The organism is Pseudomonas monteilii NBRC 103158 = DSM 14164 (assembly GCF_000730605.1).
GTDB lineage: Bacteria > Pseudomonadota > Gammaproteobacteria > Pseudomonadales > Pseudomonadaceae > Aquipseudomonas > Aquipseudomonas monteilii.
Genome location: NZ_BBIS01000034.1, coordinates 16,571 through 38,273, shown reverse-complemented (window position 1 = coordinate 38,273; position 21,703 = coordinate 16,571). Strand labels below are relative to the sequence as shown.

The 21,703-nt window shown below is 62.8% G+C and carries 19 protein-coding genes; 9 read left to right on the top strand and 10 right to left on the bottom strand.

The features are described from left to right. Positions 1 to 37 precede the first annotated feature (37 nt). From PM2_RS18140 to PM2_RS18120, 5 genes are all read right to left on the bottom strand, one after another. The gene (locus tag PM2_RS18140) at positions 38 to 2,473 is read right to left on the bottom strand and encodes a TonB-dependent siderophore receptor (RefSeq protein ID WP_028699069.1); all 2,436 of its coding nucleotides are present in this window, start codon (positions 2,471 to 2,473) and stop codon (positions 38 to 40) included. A 108-nt stretch (positions 2,474 to 2,581) separates the two neighbouring features. Further along, positions 2,582 to 3,538 carry a FecR domain-containing protein gene (locus tag PM2_RS18135; protein WP_016714552.1) on the bottom strand — a complete coding sequence of 319 codons (957 nt, stop codon included), beginning with the start codon at positions 3,536 to 3,538 and terminating at the stop codon, positions 2,582 to 2,584. Beyond that, positions 3,535 to 4,053 (bottom strand): RNA polymerase sigma factor, encoded by a 519-nt coding sequence (locus PM2_RS18130; protein ID WP_016714553.1) that lies wholly within the window; start codon positions 4,051 to 4,053, stop codon positions 3,535 to 3,537. The genes PM2_RS18135 and PM2_RS18130 overlap by 4 nt, the downstream gene beginning before the upstream one ends. A 202-nt stretch (positions 4,054 to 4,255) precedes the next feature. Then, entirely contained in the window at positions 4,256 to 4,966 is a 711-nt protein-coding gene (locus PM2_RS18125; protein ID WP_016714554.1) for a 3'-5' exonuclease, read from the bottom strand. Beyond that, on the bottom strand, positions 4,963 to 6,900 hold the full coding sequence (locus tag PM2_RS18120; protein WP_028699068.1) for a DUF294 nucleotidyltransferase-like domain-containing protein: 1,938 nt from the start codon (positions 6,898 to 6,900) through the stop codon (positions 4,963 to 4,965). The genes PM2_RS18125 and PM2_RS18120 overlap by 4 nt, the downstream gene beginning before the upstream one ends. 116 nt (positions 6,901 to 7,016) lie before the next feature. Between PM2_RS18120 and PM2_RS18115 the strand changes: the two genes are divergently transcribed. Then, on the top strand, positions 7,017 to 7,556 hold the full coding sequence (locus PM2_RS18115) for a response regulator (RefSeq protein ID WP_016714556.1): 540 nt from the start codon (positions 7,017 to 7,019) through the stop codon (positions 7,554 to 7,556). 34 nt (positions 7,557 to 7,590) lie between these two features. Here the strand turns inward: PM2_RS18115 and PM2_RS18110 are convergent, their stop codons facing one another. Further along, positions 7,591 to 9,768, bottom strand: coding sequence for a malate synthase G (locus PM2_RS18110; RefSeq protein ID WP_016714557.1), 2,178 nt, complete (start codon positions 9,766 to 9,768; stop codon positions 7,591 to 7,593). Positions 9,769 to 10,217: 449 nt separating this feature from the next. Between PM2_RS18110 and PM2_RS18105 the strand changes: the two genes are divergently transcribed. After that, positions 10,218 to 10,736, top strand: coding sequence for a glycine cleavage system transcriptional repressor (locus tag PM2_RS18105; protein ID WP_016714558.1), 519 nt, complete (start codon positions 10,218 to 10,220; stop codon positions 10,734 to 10,736). Positions 10,737 to 10,968: 232 nt separating this feature from the next. Here PM2_RS18105 and rarD read toward each other — a convergent pair whose 3' ends face one another. The 4 genes from rarD to PM2_RS18085 form a co-directional block, all read right to left on the bottom strand. Further along, positions 10,969 to 11,856: an EamA family transporter RarD gene (rarD, locus tag PM2_RS18100; RefSeq protein ID WP_016714559.1), complete on the bottom strand. Its 888-nt coding sequence runs from the start codon at positions 11,854 to 11,856 to the stop codon at positions 10,969 to 10,971. A 64-nt stretch (positions 11,857 to 11,920) separates the two neighbouring features. Next, a complete protein-coding gene (locus PM2_RS18095; protein ID WP_016714560.1) occupies positions 11,921 to 12,895 on the bottom strand; it encodes a serine/threonine protein kinase in 975 nt (324 codons plus the stop codon). Between the two features lie 102 nt (positions 12,896 to 12,997). After that, the gene (locus tag PM2_RS18090; RefSeq protein ID WP_016714561.1) at positions 12,998 to 13,762 is read right to left on the bottom strand and encodes a TOBE domain-containing protein; all 765 of its coding nucleotides are present in this window, start codon (positions 13,760 to 13,762) and stop codon (positions 12,998 to 13,000) included. Positions 13,763 to 13,821: 59 nt separating this feature from the next. Then, a complete protein-coding gene (locus tag PM2_RS18085; RefSeq protein ID WP_028699067.1) occupies positions 13,822 to 14,553 on the bottom strand; it encodes a ComFC family protein in 732 nt (243 codons plus the stop codon). A gap of 89 nt (positions 14,554 to 14,642) precedes the next feature. On the opposite strand from PM2_RS18085, the gene bioB reads away from it, so the two are divergent. From bioB to PM2_RS18050, 7 genes are all read left to right on the top strand, one after another. Continuing rightward, positions 14,643 to 15,701 (top strand): biotin synthase BioB, encoded by a 1,059-nt coding sequence (gene bioB, locus PM2_RS18080; protein WP_016714563.1) that lies wholly within the window; start codon positions 14,643 to 14,645, stop codon positions 15,699 to 15,701. Between the two features lies 1 nt (position 15,702). After that, entirely contained in the window at positions 15,703 to 16,875 is a 1,173-nt protein-coding gene (gene bioF / locus PM2_RS18075) for an 8-amino-7-oxononanoate synthase (RefSeq protein WP_016714564.1), read from the top strand. After that, positions 16,868 to 17,599 (top strand): alpha/beta fold hydrolase, encoded by a 732-nt coding sequence (locus PM2_RS18070; RefSeq protein ID WP_016714565.1) that lies wholly within the window; start codon positions 16,868 to 16,870, stop codon positions 17,597 to 17,599. The genes bioF and PM2_RS18070 overlap by 8 nt, the downstream gene beginning before the upstream one ends. After that, on the top strand, positions 17,592 to 18,410 hold the full coding sequence (gene bioC / locus PM2_RS18065) for a malonyl-ACP O-methyltransferase BioC (RefSeq protein ID WP_016714566.1): 819 nt from the start codon (positions 17,592 to 17,594) through the stop codon (positions 18,408 to 18,410). Before PM2_RS18070 ends, bioC begins: the two co-directional genes overlap by 8 nt. A 10-nt stretch (positions 18,411 to 18,420) precedes the next feature. Next, the gene (gene bioD, locus PM2_RS18060) at positions 18,421 to 19,101 is read left to right on the top strand and encodes a dethiobiotin synthase (protein WP_016714567.1); all 681 of its coding nucleotides are present in this window, start codon (positions 18,421 to 18,423) and stop codon (positions 19,099 to 19,101) included. A gap of 146 nt (positions 19,102 to 19,247) precedes the next feature. Further along, a complete protein-coding gene (locus PM2_RS18055) occupies positions 19,248 to 19,544 on the top strand; it encodes a hypothetical protein (RefSeq protein WP_016714568.1) in 297 nt (98 codons plus the stop codon). 289 nt (positions 19,545 to 19,833) lie between these two features. After that, positions 19,834 to 21,639 carry a phenylacyl-CoA dehydrogenase gene (locus tag PM2_RS18050; RefSeq protein WP_016714569.1) on the top strand — a complete coding sequence of 602 codons (1,806 nt, stop codon included), beginning with the start codon at positions 19,834 to 19,836 and terminating at the stop codon, positions 21,637 to 21,639. Positions 21,640 to 21,703: the final 64 nt, after the last annotated feature.

Genomic DNA, 21,703 nt, shown 5'->3' with positions numbered 1-21,703 from the left:
CTGTTGGAACGGGGGCCGCAAAGCGGCCCCCATTCACTCAGAACTTGTAATTGACGCTGGCGACCACGTTGCGTTCGTCGCCGTAGTAGCAGTAGTACCCGTCGCACGTCGACAGGTAGTCCTTGTTGAACAGGTTTTTCGCATCTACGGCCACGGTGACACCTTTGAGTGTGCTGTTCAGGCGGCCCAGGTCGTAATGTACGGAGGCGTCGTACACAGTGTACGAGCCCACATGGCCCCAGTCGGTATTCGTGGTGTTGCCGTAGGTGTCGCCCACATAGCGCACGCCAATGCCTACGCCAAAGCCGTCCAGCGCCCCGCTGTTCCAGGTGTAGTCGGCCCAGGCAGTGGCCTGGTTACGCGGAACCTGCGCCATGCGCTTGCCTTTCTCTTCACGGGTGCCTTTGGTGATTTCGCTGTCGTTGTAGGTGTAGGAGCCCACCAGCTTGAGGTTTTCGCTCACATCCGAAGTAGCCTCAAGCTCAAGGCCTTTCACGCGCACTTCGCCAACCTGGCGGGTGACGCCACCCTCGGTCACCGACATGTTCTGCTGCGTCAGGTCGAATACAGCTGCGGTGAACAGGCTTTTGCTGCCTGGCGGTTGGTATTTGATACCCAGCTCGTACTGCTTGCCTTCGGTCGGCTTGAATGCATCGGTGCTATTGACGGTTGACCCGGTAGCGGCCTGGAACGACTCGGCATAGGAGATGTATGGCGTCAGCCCGTTATCGAACACATAACTGAGCGCTGCGTTACCACTGAACTTCTTGTCGCGCTGGGTATTGGTGGCGTCGCCCTGATTGTGGAAGGTGGTGCCGGTATGCACCCAGTCCTCACGACCACCCAGGGTCAGGCGCCAGTTGTCCAAGGCCATCTGGTCTTGGGCGTACAGGCCGGTCTGCTGGGTTTTCTGATCGTAGTCGTACATGTCGAAGTACTGAACGTTCGAGAAATCCTGGCCGTATATCGGGTTATGGATATTGCTTGATGGCACACCGGCCGAGCCCCAACGCCAGCGAGCGTTGCTGTCCGAGCGCTGATGGTCGAGGCCCAGCAGCAGGGTATGGGAGAGTTGGCCAGTCTGGAAGTCGGCCTGGAAGTTGTTATCCACTGCGAACTGGGAGATATCTTCTTCGACGATACCGGCAGTACGTTGCACGGTGCCATCGGCGCTGACGGCCTCGTCCGGTCCGGCTGGCCCGATCGAGCCGCCGGCGGTAATGCCCTTGAAGTCCAGTTCGTTGCGCGCATAGCGCAGGTTCTGGCGGAACTGCCAGGTGTCATTCAGGCGGGTTTCGAACGCATAGCCGAGGTGGTAGTAGGTGCGGTCGTAGGACTCCCAATCCGGATCACCCAGGTTCTTGTGGTGAGAAATCTTGCCCGCCGGGCTGTCCAGCTTGGTGCCTTGCAGAGGCAAGAACTGGCCAGTAACACCCGTATCATCGCGGGTGTACTGGGAGATGAAGGTCAGCTTGGTGTCGTCGTTGATGTTCCAGGTCAGGCTGGGCGCGATGTTATAGCGCTTGTCCGGTATATGGTCGATCGGCGAGCCGCTGTCACGCACGGTACCGCTCACCCGGTAGAGGAACTGGCCTGCATCGTCGAGCTTGCCGGTGCTGTCAAAATTGATCTGCTTGTGATTGTTGCTGCCAACCTGGGCTTCGATTTCATGGCTGCTTTCCAGTTGCGGCCGACGGCTGGTCATGTCCAGCAACCCGCCTGGCGGGGTCTGGCCGTACACTGATGAAGCCGGGCCGCGCAGCACGGCGATGCGCTCCAGGTTCCAGGGCTCGATTTTGGGGGTGGCATAGTTCCCCTTGGGTAATGGCAGGCCATCTAGGAACTGGGTGGGCACAAAACCACGTACCAGCAACCAGTCGCTGCGCGAGTCGGAGCCGTAGCCGCTGCTCTGCACGCCTGCCGTATAACGCAGGGCATCATTCAGGCTGAGTACTGGCCGATCTTCCATCTGCTGCCGGGTGATCACGGTTACCGAGCGGGGTAGTTCGGCGATGGCAGTGTCTGTCTTGGTGCCTGCTGCCGTGCGGGTTGCGGTGTAACCCTCGACCGCCCCCCAGGCGCTTTCATAATTGGCTGTAGCGTTGATCGCTGTTTCTGGTAACGCCAGTGTCCCTTCCGGCGTAGCCACCAGGCTGTAGCTGCCCACGCTGCTTTGTTGCAGTTGCAGGCCAGTGCCGCGCAAAGCGGCTTGCAGGGCACCTAGGCCGTCGTACTGGCCGGTCACCGGGGCCGAGGAGCGGCCGTTGACCAACGCCGGGTCGATGGCCAGGGCGATACCGGCCTGGCTGGCGATCTTGTTCAGGGTGGTGGCCAGCGGGGCGCTGGGCAGGTCATAGGCGCGCGCAGCGGATTGCTCGGCGGCACACAAGACAGGGCTGGCCAATGGCGCGGCTATGGCGATGGCAAGGGCCATCACGCTAGGGCGCAAGATACGATCAACAGCACGGGACATGCAGTGGCTCCTGGACGGATAAGTGCTAACTGCTTCCTTGCCGAGCGAGATTTGAAAAGTGTCAGGGCTGATCTGAAAATTATTGAGCAGTATTTTTGGCTTTCAGCCTTACTTCGGTACCACGTTCACCCACCACTGGGTATGCCGCTCGATTTTCACCGGCAAAGCCGGCACCAGTGATGCCAGCGCCAGGTCGGTGTCGGTCAGTGGGAAGCTGCCGGTCACGCGCAGGTCGGCGACCTTGGCGTCCACCCCCAGGTGGCCACTGCGGAACTGGCCAAGCGTGGCCAGCAGGTCGCCCAGGCGCACGTTGTCGGCCACCAGCATGCCCCGGGTCCAGGCATCGGCACCGGCGGGCACCGTGCCGATCTGGCCGAGGCCGTTGGCGTTCATCAACACTTGCTGGCCTTCACGCAGCACCTGCTCGTCGCCACTGTTATGCGGCATGGCCGCAACCGAGGCTTGCAGCACTTCCAGGCGCGTACCGTCGGCTTCGCGGCGTACCAGGAAGCGCGTGCCCAGTGGCCGCAGGCGACCATCGTCGGTGCGTACCAGCAGCGGACGCGGGTCCTGGTGGCCGGTTTCGACCGAAATTTCGCCTTGGTGCAGCACGATCACCCGTTGCTCGCCTGCGTAGTCGATATCCACGGCGGTGTGGGTGTTCAGGCTCAGCAATGTGCCGTCTTGCAGGCGCAAGGTACGCAACTCGCCAGTTGCGGTGCGCTGGTCGGCCAGCCAGTAGCTGGGTGCCAGCGACGGGGCGCCGACCCAGGCCAGCAGTGAACCGAGCAGGAACATCCCGGCCAGCCCGCCGCCAACCTTGCCGATTCGGCGCCGCAGGCTGACGCGCGACTGCAGCAGGGCCTGGCGTGCCGGGCCGGCCGCCGCGCTGACGCGTTGGTCCATGGCGCCGAGCTGGCGCCAGGCCCGCGCGTGTTCTTCACTGGCGGCATGCCATCGCGTGAATTCGTTGCGTTCATCCGGTGTGCCGCTGGCGTCGCCGAGGCTGAGTTTCCAGGCGATGGCGGCTTCAAGTACCCGGGACGAAACCGGCGCGTTGCTCACGTCGGCTCCCCGTACAGGGCCACGTAGCACTGGCGCATGCCTTGGGCGATGTACTGGCGCACCCGCGATACCGAAACGCCCAGGCGCTCGGCGATCTCGGCATGGGCCATACCGTCCAGACGGTTGTGCAGGAAGGCCGCGCGGGCCTTGCTCGACAGCTTGCCCAGCAGGCGGTCGATGGCCATGAGGTCTTCGAGGATCAGGTGCTGCACTTCGGGCGAGGGCTGTTCAGCTTCCGGGATCAGCGCCAGCTCGGCCAGGTAGGCCTGTTCCAGCGCCGCACGGCGGAAGTGGTCAAACATCAGCCCCTTGGCCACGGCGGCGATGAAAGCGCGGGGTTCGCGGGGGGTGTCCAGCTGCTCGCGGCCGAGCAGGCGCACGAAGGTGTCCTGGCTCAAGTCTTCGGCACGTTGGCGGCAGGCCATGCTGCGTTGCAGCCAGGCGAGCAGCCAGCCGCGATGGTCGCGGTACAGCGCACCGACCAGATCGGCGTGTGGGCTCTGTGCAGAAGACAAGCAGCGTCCCCCCGGAACGTATGCATTAACTAACGATAATTATTCGCGATTGTTGCAGAGGGGAGGGGGTGGGTGCAATGGACGCTTATCGGATTGCCATCATGGAAAAGGCTAAGGGGGCTGGCTTGAGGTTTTCAGCGCCTGTGAAATCGAGCGCCGCCCGCGCGGCGCTCGATTTCACAGGCGCTGCCTTACTAACGCCCTACAACCCGTGACTTTGCACCTTGCGCCGCCGCCACCCACGCAACCGCTGCTCCAGCTGCAACGGGCTGTCCAGCTGCTGGCGCCGGGCCTGGCTGAACAAAATCAGCGCCAGTTCAGCCGTAACCTGAGCATCGGCACTCGCATGGTGGCGTTCTTCCACCTGCAAGCCAAACCGCACGACCCAGTCATCCAGCCCGGCCTCGCGCAGCACGGTGTCGGGGTTAAGCATCGGCGCCAGTTCGGCCACATCGAGGAACGGTGACTGCAAGCGGTAACCCAGGCTTTCCTTCAGCGCCCGCGCCAGCATGCGTTGGTCGAATGGCGCATGAAACGCCAGTACCGGGCTGCTACCAATGAAATCGAGCAAATCCAGCAAGGCCTCGGCCGGGTCGCAACCGGCGGCCAAGGCACTAGGACCCAGGCCGTGGATCAGCACGCTGGCGTTGGTTTTCTGCAAAGGCCTGTGCAGGGTACGTTCGAACTGTTGCGCAAAGTCGATGGCACCGTCCTCAATAGCCACCGCCCCGATCGACAATACCTGATCACGGTTGGTGTTAAGCCCGCTGGTTTCCAGATCCAGCACTACCCAGCGCTGCTCACGCAAACTGCACACACCCAGCGGCGCGGGCTTGGGCAGCCGGGCCAGGCGCTGACGCATGGCGTCGTCCAGCTCGGGCGCGCTGGGGCGCAGCCAGGCAAACAGGCTCATAGCTGATACCGCAAGGCCAGGCTGCTTTGCAGGCGTTGGGCCTGGCGCAGGGATTCGCGCAGGATGCGCCGGTCCAGGTGGTTGAGGCTGTCCGGGTCGAGCCGGTTGGAGTACGGCAGGTTGTCGCGGGTCTGGCGCTGATGCTGCTGCATGCGGGTCTGCTGGATGAAGTGATAAGCCTCTTCATAGGCAGCGCCGTCCAGTGGCTCGATCACGCCATTGGCCACCAGTTGGCGCAGGCGCTCCAGGGTATTGCAGGCGCCGATGCCATTGGCCAGGGCCAGCAAGCGTGCGCCATCGACGAAGGGCGTCAGGCCCTGGACCTTGAGGTCGAGGGTGGCGGCCTTGTCGTTGCCCTGGCGGGTCAGCACGAATTCGCGCAGGCGGCCCACTGGTGGGCGCTGGCGCAGGGCATTGTCGGCCAGCATGCGCTGGAAGAGGCGGTTGTCGGCTACTTGCTCCAGCAGGCGCTGGCGCAACTGCTCGCAGCCTTGCTCGTCGCCCCACACCACGCGCAGGTCGAAATAGATGCTGGAGCCCAGCAGGTTCTCCGGGCTGGCTTCGCGGACAAAACCGGCAAAGCGCCGTGCCCACTCGCTGCGCGACAGGCACAATTCAGGGTTGCCGGCCATGATGTTGCCCTTGCACAGGGTAAAGCCGCACTGTGCCAGGCACTGGTTGATGTACTGCGCCAGCGGCAGCAGGCGCGCACGGATGCTGTCGGCCTCGGCGCTGTCGGCGGCCTCGAAGAGGATGCCGTTGTCCTGGTCGGTGTGCAGGGTCTGCTCGCGTCGCCCTTCGCTGCCGAAACACAGCCAACTGAATGGCACGCCCGGGTCGCCGCGCTCGGCCAGTGCCAGCTCGATCACCCGGCACACGGTGTGGTCGTTGAGCAAGGTGATGATCTGGGTGATCTGCGTGGACGATGCGCCGTGGGCGAGCATGCGCTCGACCAGCTGGCTGATTTCACCGCGCAGCGATACCAGGGTGTCCAGCCGAGGCGCATGGCGGATGGTACGCGCCAGGTGCACCAGGTCGACCCGTTGCAGTGAGAACAGGTCACGCTCGGAAACCACCCCGCACAGGCGTCGGTTTTCCACCAGGCACACGTGGGCGATATGCCGTTCGGTCATGGCCATGGCCGCGTCGAAGGCGCTGGCCTGGGGGCTGAGGTAGAAAGGCTTGGCGGTCATGTGCCGCTCGATGGGGGCGCCCAGGTCCGCATCCATCGACGCCACCACCTGGCGCAGATCGCGCAGGGTGAAGATGCCGACAGGGTAGCGCTGCTGGTCGATCACCACGATGCTGCCGACCTGCTGTTCGTGCATCAGCCGCACGGCATCGCGCAACGGTGTATCGGCGCTGCACACCACCGGGTGACGCATGGCCAGCTCACCCAGCGGGGTGTTCAGTGAGTACTGGGTCCCGAGGGTTTCCGCCGCGCGCTGGCGTACCTGTTGGTTGACCTGGTCGAGCAGGCTGCTGACCCCACGCAAGGCAAAATCCCGAAACACTTCAGACATCGAGAACACGCGGATGAACGCGGCTTTGTTCAACTGCAGGCAGAAGGTGTCTTCACCGGCGAGGTGCTCGGTGCGGGTCGCCCGTTCGCCCAGCAGTGCGGCCAGCGGGAAGCATTCGCCGCTGGTGATTTCGAAGGTGGTTTCCACGCCAGGTTTGACCAGGTGCTGGCGCTCGCCAACCACTCGTCCCTGCTTGACGATGTAGAAGTGCTCCACCGGCCCGTCGGCAGGTTTGACGATGCTTTCGCCGCTGGCATAGAAGCGCAGCTGGCACTGTTCCACCAGGAAGGCCAGGTGGCTGTGCTCCATCTGGTTGAACGGCGGGAAGCGCTGCAGGAACTGCAGGGTGCCCTGGATGTTCTGCAGCACTGCCGTCCTGCCCGCCTGGCTGTAGGCGTCCTTTTTGCTCATGAAACTGACCGTATCGCTATGCCGAACTATATATATCTATATATAGGTGCCGGCCCTGTTGTTCTCTGCCTCCATGGTCGGCTTGCGGCGGGGTGGTGCCCATTGGACGTAAGTCTATGAGCCCCCCTGTCAAAGACCCGACGAAAGGCGAACCGGGTTATGCAAGTAAAGTGGTCCTACTGCTGAAGCGGAATTTTTTTGACGAGATGACCATGCCTGAGCAAACCGACATCCTGAGCGACGCCGAGCGCGAGGCATTGGCTGGGGTGAGCGCGCCTGTGGCATTGAAGCCGTTGGTACTGATCGTTGATGACAACCCAGTGAACTGCGAGGCACTGGGCTATTTCCTGAAAAGCAGGGGCATCGACAGCATGATCGCCGATGGTGCCAAAGAGGCGCTGTGGAAGTTGCACTGGGAACCCAGAATCTCGCTGATGATCACGGATCTGCGCATGGAACCCTGGGACGGGATGGAATTGATTCGCCAAATACGTAAATCGAAGTGGGCGGCGTTGTCGATCATCGTGGTGTCGGGCGACACCGATGTGAAAGAGGCGGTGGACGTGATGCACCTGGGGGTGGTGGATTTCCTGCTCAAGCCGGTGGACCTGGACAAGCTGCTGGAGCTAGTGAAGAAAGAACTGAAACTAGAGTGATACGGAAAGGGGCCGCCAAGCGGCCCCTTTCGATTTACAGCCCGTTACGCGCCTTGAACTCACGGCGACGACGGTGCAGCACTGGCTCGGTGTAGCCGTTCGGCTGCTTGCCACCTTCCACCACCAGCTCGACAGCGGCCTGGAACGCGACGTTGTCGTCGAAGTTCGGCGCCATCGGGCGGTACAGGGCGTCGCCGGCGTTCTGCTGGTCAACCACCACGGCCATGCGCTTGAGGCTTTCCAGCACTTGCTCCTGGCTGACTACGCCATGGCGCAGCCAGTTGGCCAGCAGCTGGGCCGAAATACGCAGGGTGGCGCGGTCTTCCATCAGGCCGACGTTGTTGATGTCCGGCACCTTCGAGCAACCCACGCCCTGGTCGATCCAGCGCACCACGTAGCCGAGGATGCCCTGGGCGTTGTTGTCCAGCTCGTTGCGGATTTCTTCGGCAGACCAGTTGGTATCGGCAGCCAGCGGGATGGCCAGGATGTCGTCTACCGACGCTGGGGTGCGCGAAGCCAGTTCACGCTGGCGCGCCTGTACGTCCACCTTGTGGTAGTGCAGGGCGTGCAGGGTGGCGGCAGTCGGCGACGGCACCCAGGCGGTGTTGGCACCGGCCAGCGGGTGGGCGATTTTTTGCTCCAGCATGGCAGCCATCAGGTCGGGCATGGCCCACATGCCTTTGCCGATTTGCGCACGGCCTTGCAGGCCGGTGGCCAGGCCAACGTCGACGTTGTTGTTTTCGTAGGCGCCGATCCACTTCTCGTTCTTCATGGCGCCCTTGCGCACCACGGCGCCGGCTTCCATCGAGGTGTGGATTTCATCGCCCGTGCGGTCGAGGAAACCGGTGTTGATGAACGCCACGCGCTCGGCGGCTGCCTTGATGCAGGACTTGAGGTTGACCGTGGTACGGCGCTCTTCGTCCATGATGCCGACCTTGACGGTGTTGCGCGGCATGCCCAGCAGGTCTTCGACCTGGCTGAAGATCTCGGCGGCGAACGCCACTTCTTCCGGCCCGTGCATCTTCGGCTTCACGATGTACACGCTGCCGCTGCGGGTGTTCTTGCGGGTGGTGTTGCCGTTGAGGTTGTGCAGGGCGATCAGGTTGGTGAACAGGCCGTCCTGGATACCTTCAGGAATTTCGTTGCCTTGGGCATCGAGAATCGCCGGGTTGGTCATCAGGTGGCCAACGTTACGCACGAACAGCAGCGAACGGCCATGCAGGGTCACGCTGCCGCCGTTTGGTGCGGCGTACTCGCGGTCCGGGTTCATGGTGCGGGTGAAGGTTTTGCCACCCTTGCTCACGCTTTCGGCCAGGTCGCCTTTCATCAGGCCCAGCCAGTTGCGGTAGACGATCACCTTGTCGTCGGCATCGACGGCGGCAACCGAGTCTTCGCAGTCCATGATGGTGGTCAGTGCCGATTCCATCAGGATGTCTTTCACACCGGCAGCGTCGGTGCTACCAACCGGGGTGCTGGCATCGACCTGGATTTCGAAGTGCAGGCCGTTGTGCTTGAGCAGCACGGCGGTCGGCGCGGCGGCATCGCCGTGGAAGCCGATCAGTTGCGCGTCATCACGCAGGCCGCTGTTGCTGCCGCCTTTGAGGGCCACAACCAGTTTGCCGCCTTCGATGCGGTAGCCGGTGGAGTCGACGTGCGAGCCGGCGGCCAGTGGCGCGGCTTCGTCGAGGAAGGCGCGGGCAAAGGCGATGACCTTGTCGCCACGAACCTTGTTGTAACCCTGGCCTTTTTCGGCGCCGCCTTCATCGCTGATGGCGTCGGTGCCGTACAGCGCATCGTACAGCGAACCCCAACGGGCGTTGGCGGCGTTGAGGGCGAAGCGGGCGTTCATCACCGGAACGACCAGCTGTGGGCCGGCCATGTGGGCGATTTCTTCGTCCACGTTCTGGGTGGTGGCCTGGAAATCGTCGGCTTGTGGCAGCAGGTAGCCGATTTCCTGGAGGAATGCTTTGTAGGCTACGGCGTCGTGGGCCTGGCCTTTGCGTGCCTGGTGCCAGGCGTCGATCTTGGCTTGCAGCTCGTCGCGCTTGGCGAGCAGGGCTTTGTTCTTTGGAGCGAGGTCATTGATGATCTTCTCTGCACCCGCCCAGAACTGCTCGGCGACGATGCCGGTCCCGGGGATGGCTTCGTTGTTCACGAAGTCGTACAGGACCTTGGCGACCTGAAGGCCACCGACTTGAACGTATCCAGTCATTGCTTGCCTCACTCTGCTCAGCTATTTCGCTCTTCTGTATTAAGCCTGTAGCGCTTCTCTAAACACGGCACCAGTGCATGCCCCCGGGTTGCGCCGGACGCGGCTGGGTGCGGCCTTCCAGACTAGCTGGCGGGCAGTGTGCGTATTTTCACAGGCGCCTTGGCAGACATCCAAACGACGTTTTGTAGTCCGCGCCACGGGATACTACATGAAGCAGTAGGCGGGGCAAAATCAGACTAAAAGCGCCGTTATGCGACCCGTTGGTCGCGTATGGTCACGCTGGGAGTGGGTATGTTCGCAAAAAACAGGTGGATTGTTCCAGATAAATCTTGAAACAGTACACGATTGGTTGTGCGGATTGCCCTGCGGCAGGTTGCCGCGCCTTGCCTATACTGAGTCGATCCCCCGATTTTCTGCCGCCCGGCGCGGTCCGACACGAGGAAGGGCTTGTGGATCATCTTGTACTGACGGTAATTGCCCCTGACAAGGCCGGCCAGGTCGAACGTATTGCCCAATGCATCGCCGACCACAGTGGCAACTGGCTGGAAAGCCGCATGTCGCGTATGGCCGGGCAGTTTGCCGGCATCCTGCGGGTGGCGGTGCCGGCTGAAAACTACGATGAGCTGGTGGCGTCGCTGCAGGGGTTGGCCAGTTATGGCATTCGGGTGCTGATTGCCGAGAGCGGGATTGAGCCCTCTTGCACATGGAGACCGATTGCCATGGAGCTGGTGGGTAACGACCGGCCAGGGATCGTGCGCGACATTACTCGTTTGCTGGCCGAGTTGCAGGTGAACGTCGAGCGGTTTTCCACAGAGGTGGGGCCTGCACCGATGAGCAGCGAGCCGCTGTTTCATGCCGATGCGCTGCTGGCGCTGCCGTTGACCTTGCCGCTGGATGTGCTGCAGCAAAAGCTGGAGAGCCTGGCGGATGACTTGATGGTGGAGTTGCACTTGCGGGCCGAGGATTGATTCGAGACTGGCCCTTGCGGTTATCCCGATATCACGGGGAAGGCCCTGTGGATAACCTGGGGGGTTCCCCTCTCCAGCCCAGGCGGCGCGTGCCTTACCCAGCTTTGCTCAAAAAACACCCAAAAATCAGCACCTTGTGCACAAAGCACGGGGACCAGGGTGTGGATAACCTTTGGAGATGTCTCTGCAGGCCACGCATCACCTGGCTTGCAGAGATTTGATCGTTTTTTGATCAGCTGCGCTTGCGCAAACTCAGCCAGGCATCGACGCTGTAAATGGCCAAACCCGCCCAGATGAACATGAACGCCACCAGGTTGCTCGACGACAGGTGCTCATCAAACAGCAGCACTGCTTGCAGCAACACCAGTGTGGGTGCCAGGTATTGCAGGAAGCCCAGCGTGGTATACGGCAGGTGCCGCGCCGCAGCGTTGAAGCACACCAACGGTATCAGCGTCACCGGCCCGGCAGCCATCAGCCACAGCGCCTCGCTGCTGGTATAAAACGCCGCTTGGGCACTCATCGCCGCCGGGTGCAGCAGCAGCCAGCCAAGGGCCAGTGGCACCAGCATCCAGGTTTCCACTACCAGGCCCGGCAATGCCGCCACTGGCGCTTGTTTGCGAATCAGCCCATAGAAGCCGAAGCTCAGCGCCAGTACCAGTGACACCCAGGGCAGGCTACCCACTTGCCACACCTGCTGCGCCACGCCCACAGCGGCCATGCCCACCGCCAGCCACTGCAGGCGGCGCAGGCGTTCGCCAAGAATCAGCATGCCCAACAACACATTGATCAGCGGGTTGATGTAGTAGCCCAGGCTGGCTTCGAGCATGCGGCCGTTGTTCACCGACCACACGTACGTCAGCCAGTTACCGGCGATCAGCGCACCGCTCAGGGCCAGGATGCCCAGCCGGCGCGGGTTGTCACGCAGTTCGCGCCACCAGCCGGGGTGCTTCCACACCAGTAGCAGCAGCGAGCCGAACAATGCCGACCAGAGTACCCGGTGGACAATGATCTCCACCGCCGGGACGCTCTGGATCGCCTTGAAGTACAGGGGGAACAGGCCCCAGATGATGTAGGCACTGAGGCCCAGTAGGTACCCGCGACGCGGGTTTGCGGCGTGCATGCAGAATCCTTGCTTAGGTAGCTAAATAAAGCGACGCCTATTGTAGACAGAGGCGGGCGTGCTTCTAGAACAATTTCAGCGGTGCTTCATCCAGTGCCGCCATTTGTTCGCGCAGGGCGAGAATCTGGTCGCCCCAGTAGCGGGGCTGGCCGAACCACGGGAAGCTAGGCGGGAACGCCGGGTCGTCCCAACGCCGTGCCAGCCAGGCGCTGTAGTGCAGCTGGCGCAGGGCGCGCAGGGGTTCGATCAGGGCCAGTTCGCGCGGGTCGAAGTCGTGGAACTCGTTGTAGCCGTCGATCAGCTCGGCCAACTGCCCCAGGCGCTCTTCGCGGCTGCCGGCCAGCATCATCCACAGGTCCTGCACGGCCGGGCCCATGCGGCAGTCGTCCAGGTCGACCACGTGGTACACCTCGTCGCGGTGCATCAGGTTGCCGGGGTGAAGGTCGCCGTGCAGGCGGATGAGTTGGTGGGGCGTGCGGGCGTAGATCTCCTCAACCCGCTTGAGCACGTCGCGGGCCACGGATTCGAACGCTGGCAGCAACTCGCGCGGGACAAAATCGCCTGCCAGCAAGGTGTTGAGCGAGGCGTGGCCAAAGTTGTCCACTGCCAATGCCTCACGGTGTTCGAACGGTTTGCTGGCGCCTACGGCGTGCAGGCGGCCGAGCAGTTGGCCCAGGCGATACAGCTGGTCGAGGTTGCCCGGCTCCGGGGCGTGACCACCGCGGCGGGGGAACAGGGTGAAACGGAAACCCTGGTGTTCGAACAAAGTGCGGCCATCGTGCTGCAGGGGGGCAACCACCGGCACTTCGCAGTCAGCCAGTTCGGCAGTGAAACTGTGTTCTTCGAGGATGGCCGCATCGCTCCAGCGGCCCGGGCGGTAGAACTTGGCGATCAGCGGCTGCGCGTCCTCGATGCCCACCTGATAGACGCGGTTTTCGTAGCTGTTCAGTGCCAGCACCCGTGCATCGCTGAGAAAGCCGATGCTTTCCACGGCGTCCAGGACCAGGTCGGGGGTGAGGGTGTCGAAGGGGTGGGACATGGAGGCTCCGGGGGATAAGCGGCATAGGTCCCATGGTACAGCGTTATACCTGTGGCGGCCTCTTCGCGGTTGAACCCGCGAACCGCGCACAGCGCGGCCAGGCTACGCAGGAACTCCGATCAACACATAAGAGGGATGAAACTGCACCCGCACCGCACTGCCATCCACCACCTGCTGCCCCGCCAGCCAATCCGCTTGCGCAATGGCACACAATGTCTGCCCATTACCCAGCGCCAGTCTGACTTCACTGGGCCCATCAACATCTGTCAGCACTTCCTCAACCGTCGCCCGCAGGCAATTGCTCCCTGCCTCAGCCTCTTCCCCTTCCGCCAGTAACCGTACCCACCCCGCCTTGAGCAACGCCACCACCATCGTCCCCAACGTCAGCTCCAGCCGCGCGGTACTGTCGTGCGTGATCAGCGCATCAATTTCCAGCCCACCGCCCAATGCCAGGCTGACACGGTCATACCGGCCTTCACGGCGCAGGCCGCTGACCTGGCCTTGCAGCTGGTTACGCGCACTGGTGCGCAGCATCAGGCGCCCGAGCAGGTCGAGGTCGCTGGACTCTTCGGCGGCTTCAAGGATTTGCGCCTGCAAGGCCTGCAGCCGCTGATACAGGCGCAGCACCCGCTCGCCCTCCGGCGACAAACGCGCACCGCCACCGCCACGGCCACCGGTGCTGCGCTCCACCAAGGGCTGGCTGGCCAGGTTGTTGAGCTCATCAATGGCATCCCAGGCTGCCTTGTAGCTGATGCTCGCAGCCTTGGCGGCGCGGGTGATCGAGCCTTGCTCGGCAATGTGCTGCAGCAGCGCAATGCGCTGGGGGCGGCGGGCGATGTGCTGGGTAAGCAAAGTAGGCAGCGGCATGAGCATTGAGTCGTTGTAGATGAAGGGCCTGAAGGTAGATTGTGTAGGACTGTGCAGTGTCATGCATACCCCGGCTTGGGCGTGCGCGCCAGGCAATACACATCCACACGCTGCGCGCCGGCTTTGCGCAGCACTTCGGCAATGGTCTGCACGGTGGCACTGGTGGTTACCACATCATCGACAATGGCGACATGCTTGCCTGTCAAATCGCCCGTGACCGCAAACGCCTGACGTAAATTGCGCTGCCGTGCCTTGGCGTCCAGCTGTTGTTGTGCAGGCGTCTCGCGCATGCGCACCAATAACCGCTCGTCGCAAACCAGCCCAAGTTGCGAAGACAACCAACGCCCAAGCATCCCCGCCTGGTTGAACCCTCGTTCGCGCAGTCGACGCCTGGCCAAGGGAACGGGCAACAGCAGGTCAGGGCGGGCTAACCCTTCGGCAAAGCGGTGCAGCAGCCCATGCCCCAGCAATTCAGCCATCAACCGCCCCAAGGGCCACTGCCGGTTGTGCTTGAAGCGGCTGACCAGCGTATCAACCGGAAAGCCGAATTGCCAAAGCGCAAACACCTGTTCGAAGGCCGGCAGGTGGCGACAGCACTGGGCGCAGGTCAGGCCCGCCATGGGCAGCGGCAGGGCGCAGCGCAGACAATGATCGCCTAGCCAAGGTAATTCCTGCTCGCAGGCAATACACAGGGGGTAGGCCTGCTCGGCAGGTTCATCACACAATAAACACGATTGATTAATAAATGAGCACTTGTAAACCAGTGTTTTCCAGTATGGTTGACAGTTCATAGGCCTTCCATGAGTATGCGAGCTATCCGTGATGCGCTGGCGGGCTTTCCTGTCCCGGCGCCAGCTACAGCCTAAACAAGGAAACGCCGATGAGCGCCAGCACAACTGCAACAACACGTCACGACTGGTCCCTGGCCGAGGTCAAGGCGCTGTTCCAGCAACCGTTCAATGACCTGCTGTTCCAGGCGCAGACCGTGCACCGGGCGCATTTCGACCCGAACCGCGTGCAGGTTTCGACCCTGCTGTCGATCAAGACCGGCGCCTGCCCGGAAGACTGCAAATATTGTCCGCAGTCCGGCCACTACAACACCGGGCTGGAAAAACAGAAGCTGATGGAAGTGCAGAAGGTGCTGGAAGAGGCCGCGCGCGCCAAAGCCATCGGCTCCACCCGTTTCTGCATGGGCGCGGCGTGGAAGCACCCGTCGGCCAAAGACATGCCCTATGTGCTGGAGATGGTCAAAGGCGTGAAGGCCATGGGCCTGGAAACCTGCATGACCCTCGGCAAACTCGACCAAGAGCAAACCGTGGCCTTGGCCCAGGCGGGCCTGGACTACTACAACCACAACCTCGACACCTCGCCGGAGTTCTACGGCAGCATCATCACCACCCGCACCTACAGCGAGCGCCTGCAAACCCTGGCCTACGTGCGTGATGCCGGCATGAAGATCTGCTCTGGCGGCATCCTGGGCATGGGGGAGTCGCTGGACGACCGCGCGGGCCTGCTGATCCAGTTGGCCAACCTGCCCGAGCACCCGGAGTCGGTGCCGATCAACATGCTGGTCAAGGTGGCCGGCACGCCGCTGGCCGAGGAAGAGGATGTGGACCCGTTCGACTTCATCCGCATGCTGGCCGTGGCCCGCTTGCTGATGCCCAAGTCGCACGTGCGCCTGTCCGCCGGCCGCGAGCAAATGAACGAGCAGATGCAGGCCTTGGCCTTCATGGCTGGCGCCAACTCGATCTTCTACGGCGAAAAACTGCTGACCACCGCCAACCCGCAGGCCGACAAGGACATGCAGCTGTTCGCGCGCCTGGGTATCAAGCCCGAAGCGCGTGAAGAGCACGCCGACGAAGTGCACCAGGCGGCCATCGAGCAGGCGTTGGTCGAACAGCGCAGCAGCGAGATGTTCTACAACGCTGCATCGGCCTGACATGGCCTTCGACCTGGCGGCGCGCCTGGCCGAACGGCGCGCCGCAGACCTGTATCGGCAGCGGCCACTGCTGGAAAGCCCGCAGGGGCCGGAAGTGGTGGTCGACGGGCAGCGCTTGCTGGCCTTCTGCAGCAATGACTACCTGGGCCTGGCCAACCACCCTGAAGTGATCGCCGCCTGGCAGACCGGCGCCGAGCGCTGGGGTGTGGGCGGTGGCGCTTCGCACCTGGTGGTCGGCCACAGCACGCCGCACCATCAGGTTGAAGAGGCGTTGGCCGAACTGACCGGGCGCCCGCGTGCGCTGCTGTTCTCCACCGGCTACATGGCCAACCTGGGTGCTATCACCGCATTGGTGGGGCAGGGCGATACCGTGCTGCAGGACCGCTTGAATCACGCGTCCTTGTTGGATGGCGGGTTGCTCAGTGGCGCCCGCTTCAACCGCTACCTGCACAACGAACCGGCCAGCCTGGCCAGCCGCCTGGACAAGGCCGTCGGCAATACCCTGGTGGTGACCGATGGCGTGTTCAGCATGGACGGCGACCTGGCCGACTTGCCGGCACTGGCCGATGTCGCCCGGGCGCGTGGTGCCTGGCTCATGGTCGACGATGCCCATGGTCTGGGTATCTTGGGTACGCAGGGTGGCGGTATCGTCGAGCACTTTGGCCTGGGCGTGGAGGACGTGCCGGTACTGATAGGCACGCTGGGTAAGGCCTGCGGTACTGCCGGTGCCTTTGTTGCCGGCAGCGAAGAGCTGATCGAGGCGCTGGTGCAATTCGCCCGCCCCTACATCTACACCACCAGCCAGCCACCGGCACTTGCCTGTGCCACGCTCAAGAGCCTGGAGTTGCTGCGCCGCGAGACTTGGCGGCGTGAGCATCTGACTGCGTTGATTCGCCAGTTCCGCGAAGGCGCGCAGCAGATCGGGCTGCAACTGATGGACAGCCCAACGCCGATCCAGCCCATCGTCATCGGCGACAGCGCACAGGCCCTGCGCCTGTCGCGCATGCTGCGCGAGCGCGGCTTGCTGGTGACGGCCATCCGCCCACCCACCGTGCCGGCAGGCAGTGCGCGCCTGCGGGTGACCCTGAGCGCCGCGCACAGCGAAGCGCAGGTGCAGCTATTGTTGAATGCATTGGCCGAGTGTTATCCACAGTTGGAGAACGCTGATGCGTAATCGCCTTGTACTGCTGCCCGGCTGGAGCCTGGGCACTGCTTCCCTGCATCCGCTGGCAGCCAGCCTGCGCGCCCAGGACGCCCGCCTGCAGGTGGAGTTGATGCCCTTGCCGGAATTGGCCGACAGCGATGTTCAGGCCTGGGTCGACCACCTGGATCGCAAGCTGCCGAACGACGTGTGGCTGGGCGGCTGGTCGCTGGGCGGCATGCTGGCCAGCGCCTTGGCACACAAGCGCGGTGACCACTGCTGTGGCCTACTGACCTTGGCCAGCAACCCCAGCTTCGTGGCCCGCCCGGACTGGCCCCATGGCATGGCCGAAGACACCTTCGGCACCTTCCTCGATGGCTGCCGCAGCCATACCCAGGTCACGCTCAAGCGCTTCCGCACGCTGTGCAGCGATGGCGCCCAGCAACCGCGCACGTTGCTGCGGCAACTGGGTGTCGGCGTGCCGGATACCGACCCGCTGTACCTGGCCACAGGCCTTGAAGTGCTGGCCAAGCTTGATACCCGTGAAGCCCTGCAGGCCTATGCCGGCCCGCAGTTGCACCTGTTTGCCGGTAGCGATGCACTGGTGCCGGCAGAGGCGGCAAAAGCGTTGAGCGAGTTGTTGCCCGATGTGGAAGTGGGCCTGGTCGAAGACAGTTCCCACGCATTCCTGCTGGAGTACCCGCAGGAGCTGGCGGCGGGCATCAAGAGTTTCCTGCATGAGAGTGGCGATGACTGACCTTTCCCGTCCGACTTTACCCGGCGCGCTGCCCGATAAACGCCAGGTGGCCGCTTCGTTCTCCCGGGCTGCCGCCAGCTACGACAGCGTGGCGGCCTTGCAGCGCGCTGTAGGTTTAAGCCTGCTTGAGCAGTTGCCGACTGGCCTGCAGCCGTCGCGCTGGCTGGACCTGGGCAGCGGCACGGGCCATTTCAGCCGTATCCTGGCGCAGCGTTTTACCCTGGCCAGCGGCGTGGCGGTGGATATCGCCGAAGGCATGCTGCGCCATGCCCGTCATGAACAGGGTGGGGCGCAGTATCACGTGGCAGGTGATGCCGAGCGTTTGCCGCTGCGTGACGGCAGTGTCGACCTGGTGTTTTCCAGCCTGGCCGTGCAGTGGTGCGACCAGTTCGCCAGCGTGCTGGCAGAGGCGTCGCGTGTGTTGCGTCCTGGTGGTGTGTTGGCCTTCAGTAGCCTGTGCGTGGGCACCCTCGACGAACTGCGAGCCAGTTGGCAGGCAGTGGATGGCCTGGTGCATGTGAACCGCTTCCGCCGTTTTGAGGATTATCAACGCCTGTGTGCTGGCAGCGGGTTGGAACCGCTTGAATTGCAGCGTTGCCCGCACGTGCTGCACTACCCGGATGTACGAAGCCTGACCCATGAACTCAAGGCGTTGGGGGCACACAACCTGAACCCCGGGCGACCTTCCGGGCTTACCGGTCGGGCGCGCATGCAGGGCCTGTTGCACGCCTATGAGGCATTTCGCCAGCCTGCGGGGCTGCCAGCCACCTATCAAGTGGTCTATGGTGTGTTGCGCAAGCCACACGCGTAAGGGGAGCACGATGAGCCAGGCCTATTTCATCGCCGGTACCGATACCGATGTCGGCAAGACCACCATCGCCGCCGGGCTGTTGCATGCGGCGCGGTTGCAGGGCATGAGCACGCTGGGCGCCAAGCCGGTGGCCTCGGGCTGCACGATGACGCCGAAAGGGTTGCGCAATAGTGATGCCCTGGCGCTGATCGATGAAAGTACGATCAAGTTGCCGTATGAGCAGGTCAACCCGTTCGCCTTCGAGCCGGCGATTGCCCCGCATGTCGCGGCGCGCGAGGCGGGGGTGACGCTGGCCGTGCCGGCGCTGTTGGCAGCGATGCGCAATGTGCTGCAACAAAATGCCGATTTCACGTTGGTTGAAGGTGCGGGTGGCTGGCGTGTGCCGTTGTCGGGGTTGGAGAACCTTTCGGACCTTGCCGTTGCCCTTAAATTGCCAGTGATACTGGTTGTGGGCGTTCGCTTGGGTTGTATCAGCCATGCCTTGCTTAGCGCCGAGGCGATCGAGCGTGACGGGCTGCAGTTGGCCGGGTGGGTGGCGAACATCATCGAGCCGCGTACTTCGCGGCTGGAAGAAAACCTCGCCAGCCTTGCCGAGCGCCTGCCGGCGCCTTGCCTTGGGCGGGTACCTAAACTGAAGCAGGCCAGTGCCGATATGGTGGCTGAACACCTGCAACTGGATCTTCTGGATTAGTGGTTTCCTGGCCTGGCCGTTTCGCGGGCAGGAATACCCAAGGCCTATCAGATGGCATCGGGCCATTAGGGATTTAAACGGGCCTTTTTACGGCAGGCCTGCTTTAATTGAACCTGTTCGTCATCCAGCGTCAATGGAGTCCTGACATGGAAATCACCGGTAGCTCCGCCTACTACGCGGGCCTGAGCGCAATCCAGACCGGCCAGAACCGCGTCGATCAGGCCGCCGGCCAGATCGCCAACACCACCGCCGAACGTACCGCCACCAGCCAGTCCAGCGATTTTCAGGCTGAGCGTTTGCGCGCGGTCGACCGCAGCCAGCAGATGGACCTGGCCACCAGCACCGTGCAGATGGCCCTGGGCAAAATCGAAGTCGAGCTTGGCGCAAAGGTGGCCAAGGCATCCGACGAAATGCTCGGCCGGATTATCGACACTTACGCCTGATTCTCGGCGCACTCGTCAGCATTATCACCAACCCCTGTGGGAGCGGGTTTACCCGCGAATGCGTCAGCCCAGACAAGATCATTTTCTGGGCGGGCCTATTCGCGGGTAAACCCGCTCCCACAAGGGCTTTTGTCGTGTCGTGGCATATTTGCCATTTTTCGTGGCGTAAATGGCACCATAGTCCATCCTTGACAGAACGCGGTGCTAAACGTAAGTTTCAAACAACTGTTTGATAAGACGGCCGCCAAGAGCTGGTCACCCCACAGAACTGACTCAGAGGTTCATCGCAATGCCTGATTACAAAGCCCCCTTGCGTGATATCCGCTTCGTTCGCGACGAGCTGCTTGGCTATGAGGCGCACTATCAGAGCCTGCCGGGCTGCCAGGACGCCACGCCTGACATGGTCGACGCGATCCTCGAAGAAGGCGCGAAGTTCTGTGAGCAGGTGCTGTCGCCGCTGAACCGTGTGGGTGACCAGGAAGGCTGCACCTGGAGCGAATCGGGCGTTAAAACCCCGACAGGCTTCAAGGCAGCCTACCAACAGTTCGTCGAAGGCGGCTGGCCGAGCCTGGCCCATGACGTCGAGCACGGCGGCCAGGGCCTGCCAGAGTCGCTGGGCCTGGCCCTGAGTGAAATGGTCGGTGGTTCGAACTGGTCGTGGGGCATGTACCCAGGCCTGTCCCATGGTGCGATGAACACCATCTCTGCGCACGGCACCCCCGAGCAGCAGCACACTTACCTGACCAAGCTGGTGTCCGGCGAGTGGACCGGCACCATGTGCCTGACCGAGCCACACTGCGGCACCGACCTGGGCATGCTGCGCACCAAGGCCGAGCCACAGGCTGACGGCAGCTACAAGGTGTCGGGTACCAAGATCTTCATTTCGGCCGGTGAACATGACATGGCCGACAATATCGTCCATATCGTCCTGGCCCGCCTGCCGGACGCACCGGCTGGTACCAAGGGTATTTCGCTGTTCATCGTGCCGAAGTTCCTGCCTAACGCCGAGGGCGGTGTGGGTGAGCGCAACGGCGTGAGCTGCGGCTCCATCGAACACAAAATGGGCATCCACGGTAACGCTACCTGCGTGATGAACTTCGATGCGGCCACCGGTTACCTGATCGGCCCGGCCAACAAAGGCCTGAACTGCATGTTCACCTTCATGAACACCGCTCGCCTGGGGACCGCGCTGCAAGGCCTGGCCCACGCCGAAGTGGCGTTCCAGGGTGGCCTGAAGTACGCCCGTGAGCGCCTGCAGATGCGTTCCCTGACTGGCCCGAAAGCGCCTGACAAGGCTGCTGACCCGATCATCGTCCATCCGGACGTGCGCCGCATGCTGCTGACCATGAAGGCCTTCGCCGAAGGCAACCGCGCGATGGTGTACTTCACGGCCAAGCAGGTGGACATCGTCAAGTACAGCCAGGACGAAGAAGAGCGCAAGAAGGCCGATGCCCTGCTGGCGTTCCTGACCCCGATTGCCAAGGCGTTCATGACCGAAGTCGGCTTCGAGGCCGCCAACCATGGCGTGCAGATCTACGGCGGCCACGGCTTCATCGCCGAGTGGGGCATGGAGCAGAACGTACGCGACAGCCGTATCTCCATGCTGTACGAAGGCACCACCGGCATTCAGGCGCTGGACCTGCTCGGCCGTAAAGTGCTGATGACCCAGGGCGAAGCACTGAAGGGCTTCACCAAGATCGTGCACAAGTTCTGCCAGGCGCAGGAAGGTAACGAAGCGGTCAAGGAGTTCGTCGAGCCGCTGGCGGCAATCAACAAAGAGTGGGGCGAGCTGACCATGAAAGTGGGCATGGCCGCCATGAAGGACCGCGAAGAGGTGGGTGCGGCCTCGGTCGATTACCTGATGTATTCCGGCTATGCCTGCCTGGCCTACTTCTGGGCCGACATCGCCCGCCTGGCGGCCGAAAAACTGGCAGCCGGCACCAGCGAAGAGGCGTTCTACACCGCCAAGCTGCAAACGGCGCGTTTCTACTTCCAGCGCATCCTGCCGCGCACCCGTACCCATGTGGCGACCATGCTGTCGGGTGCCAACAACCTGATGGCGATGGACGAAGAAAACTTCGGCCTGTCGTACTGATCCTACCGCTGTACACGGAACCCGCCTGCCCTCACCGGCAGGCGGGTTTTTCGCATCTGGGGCC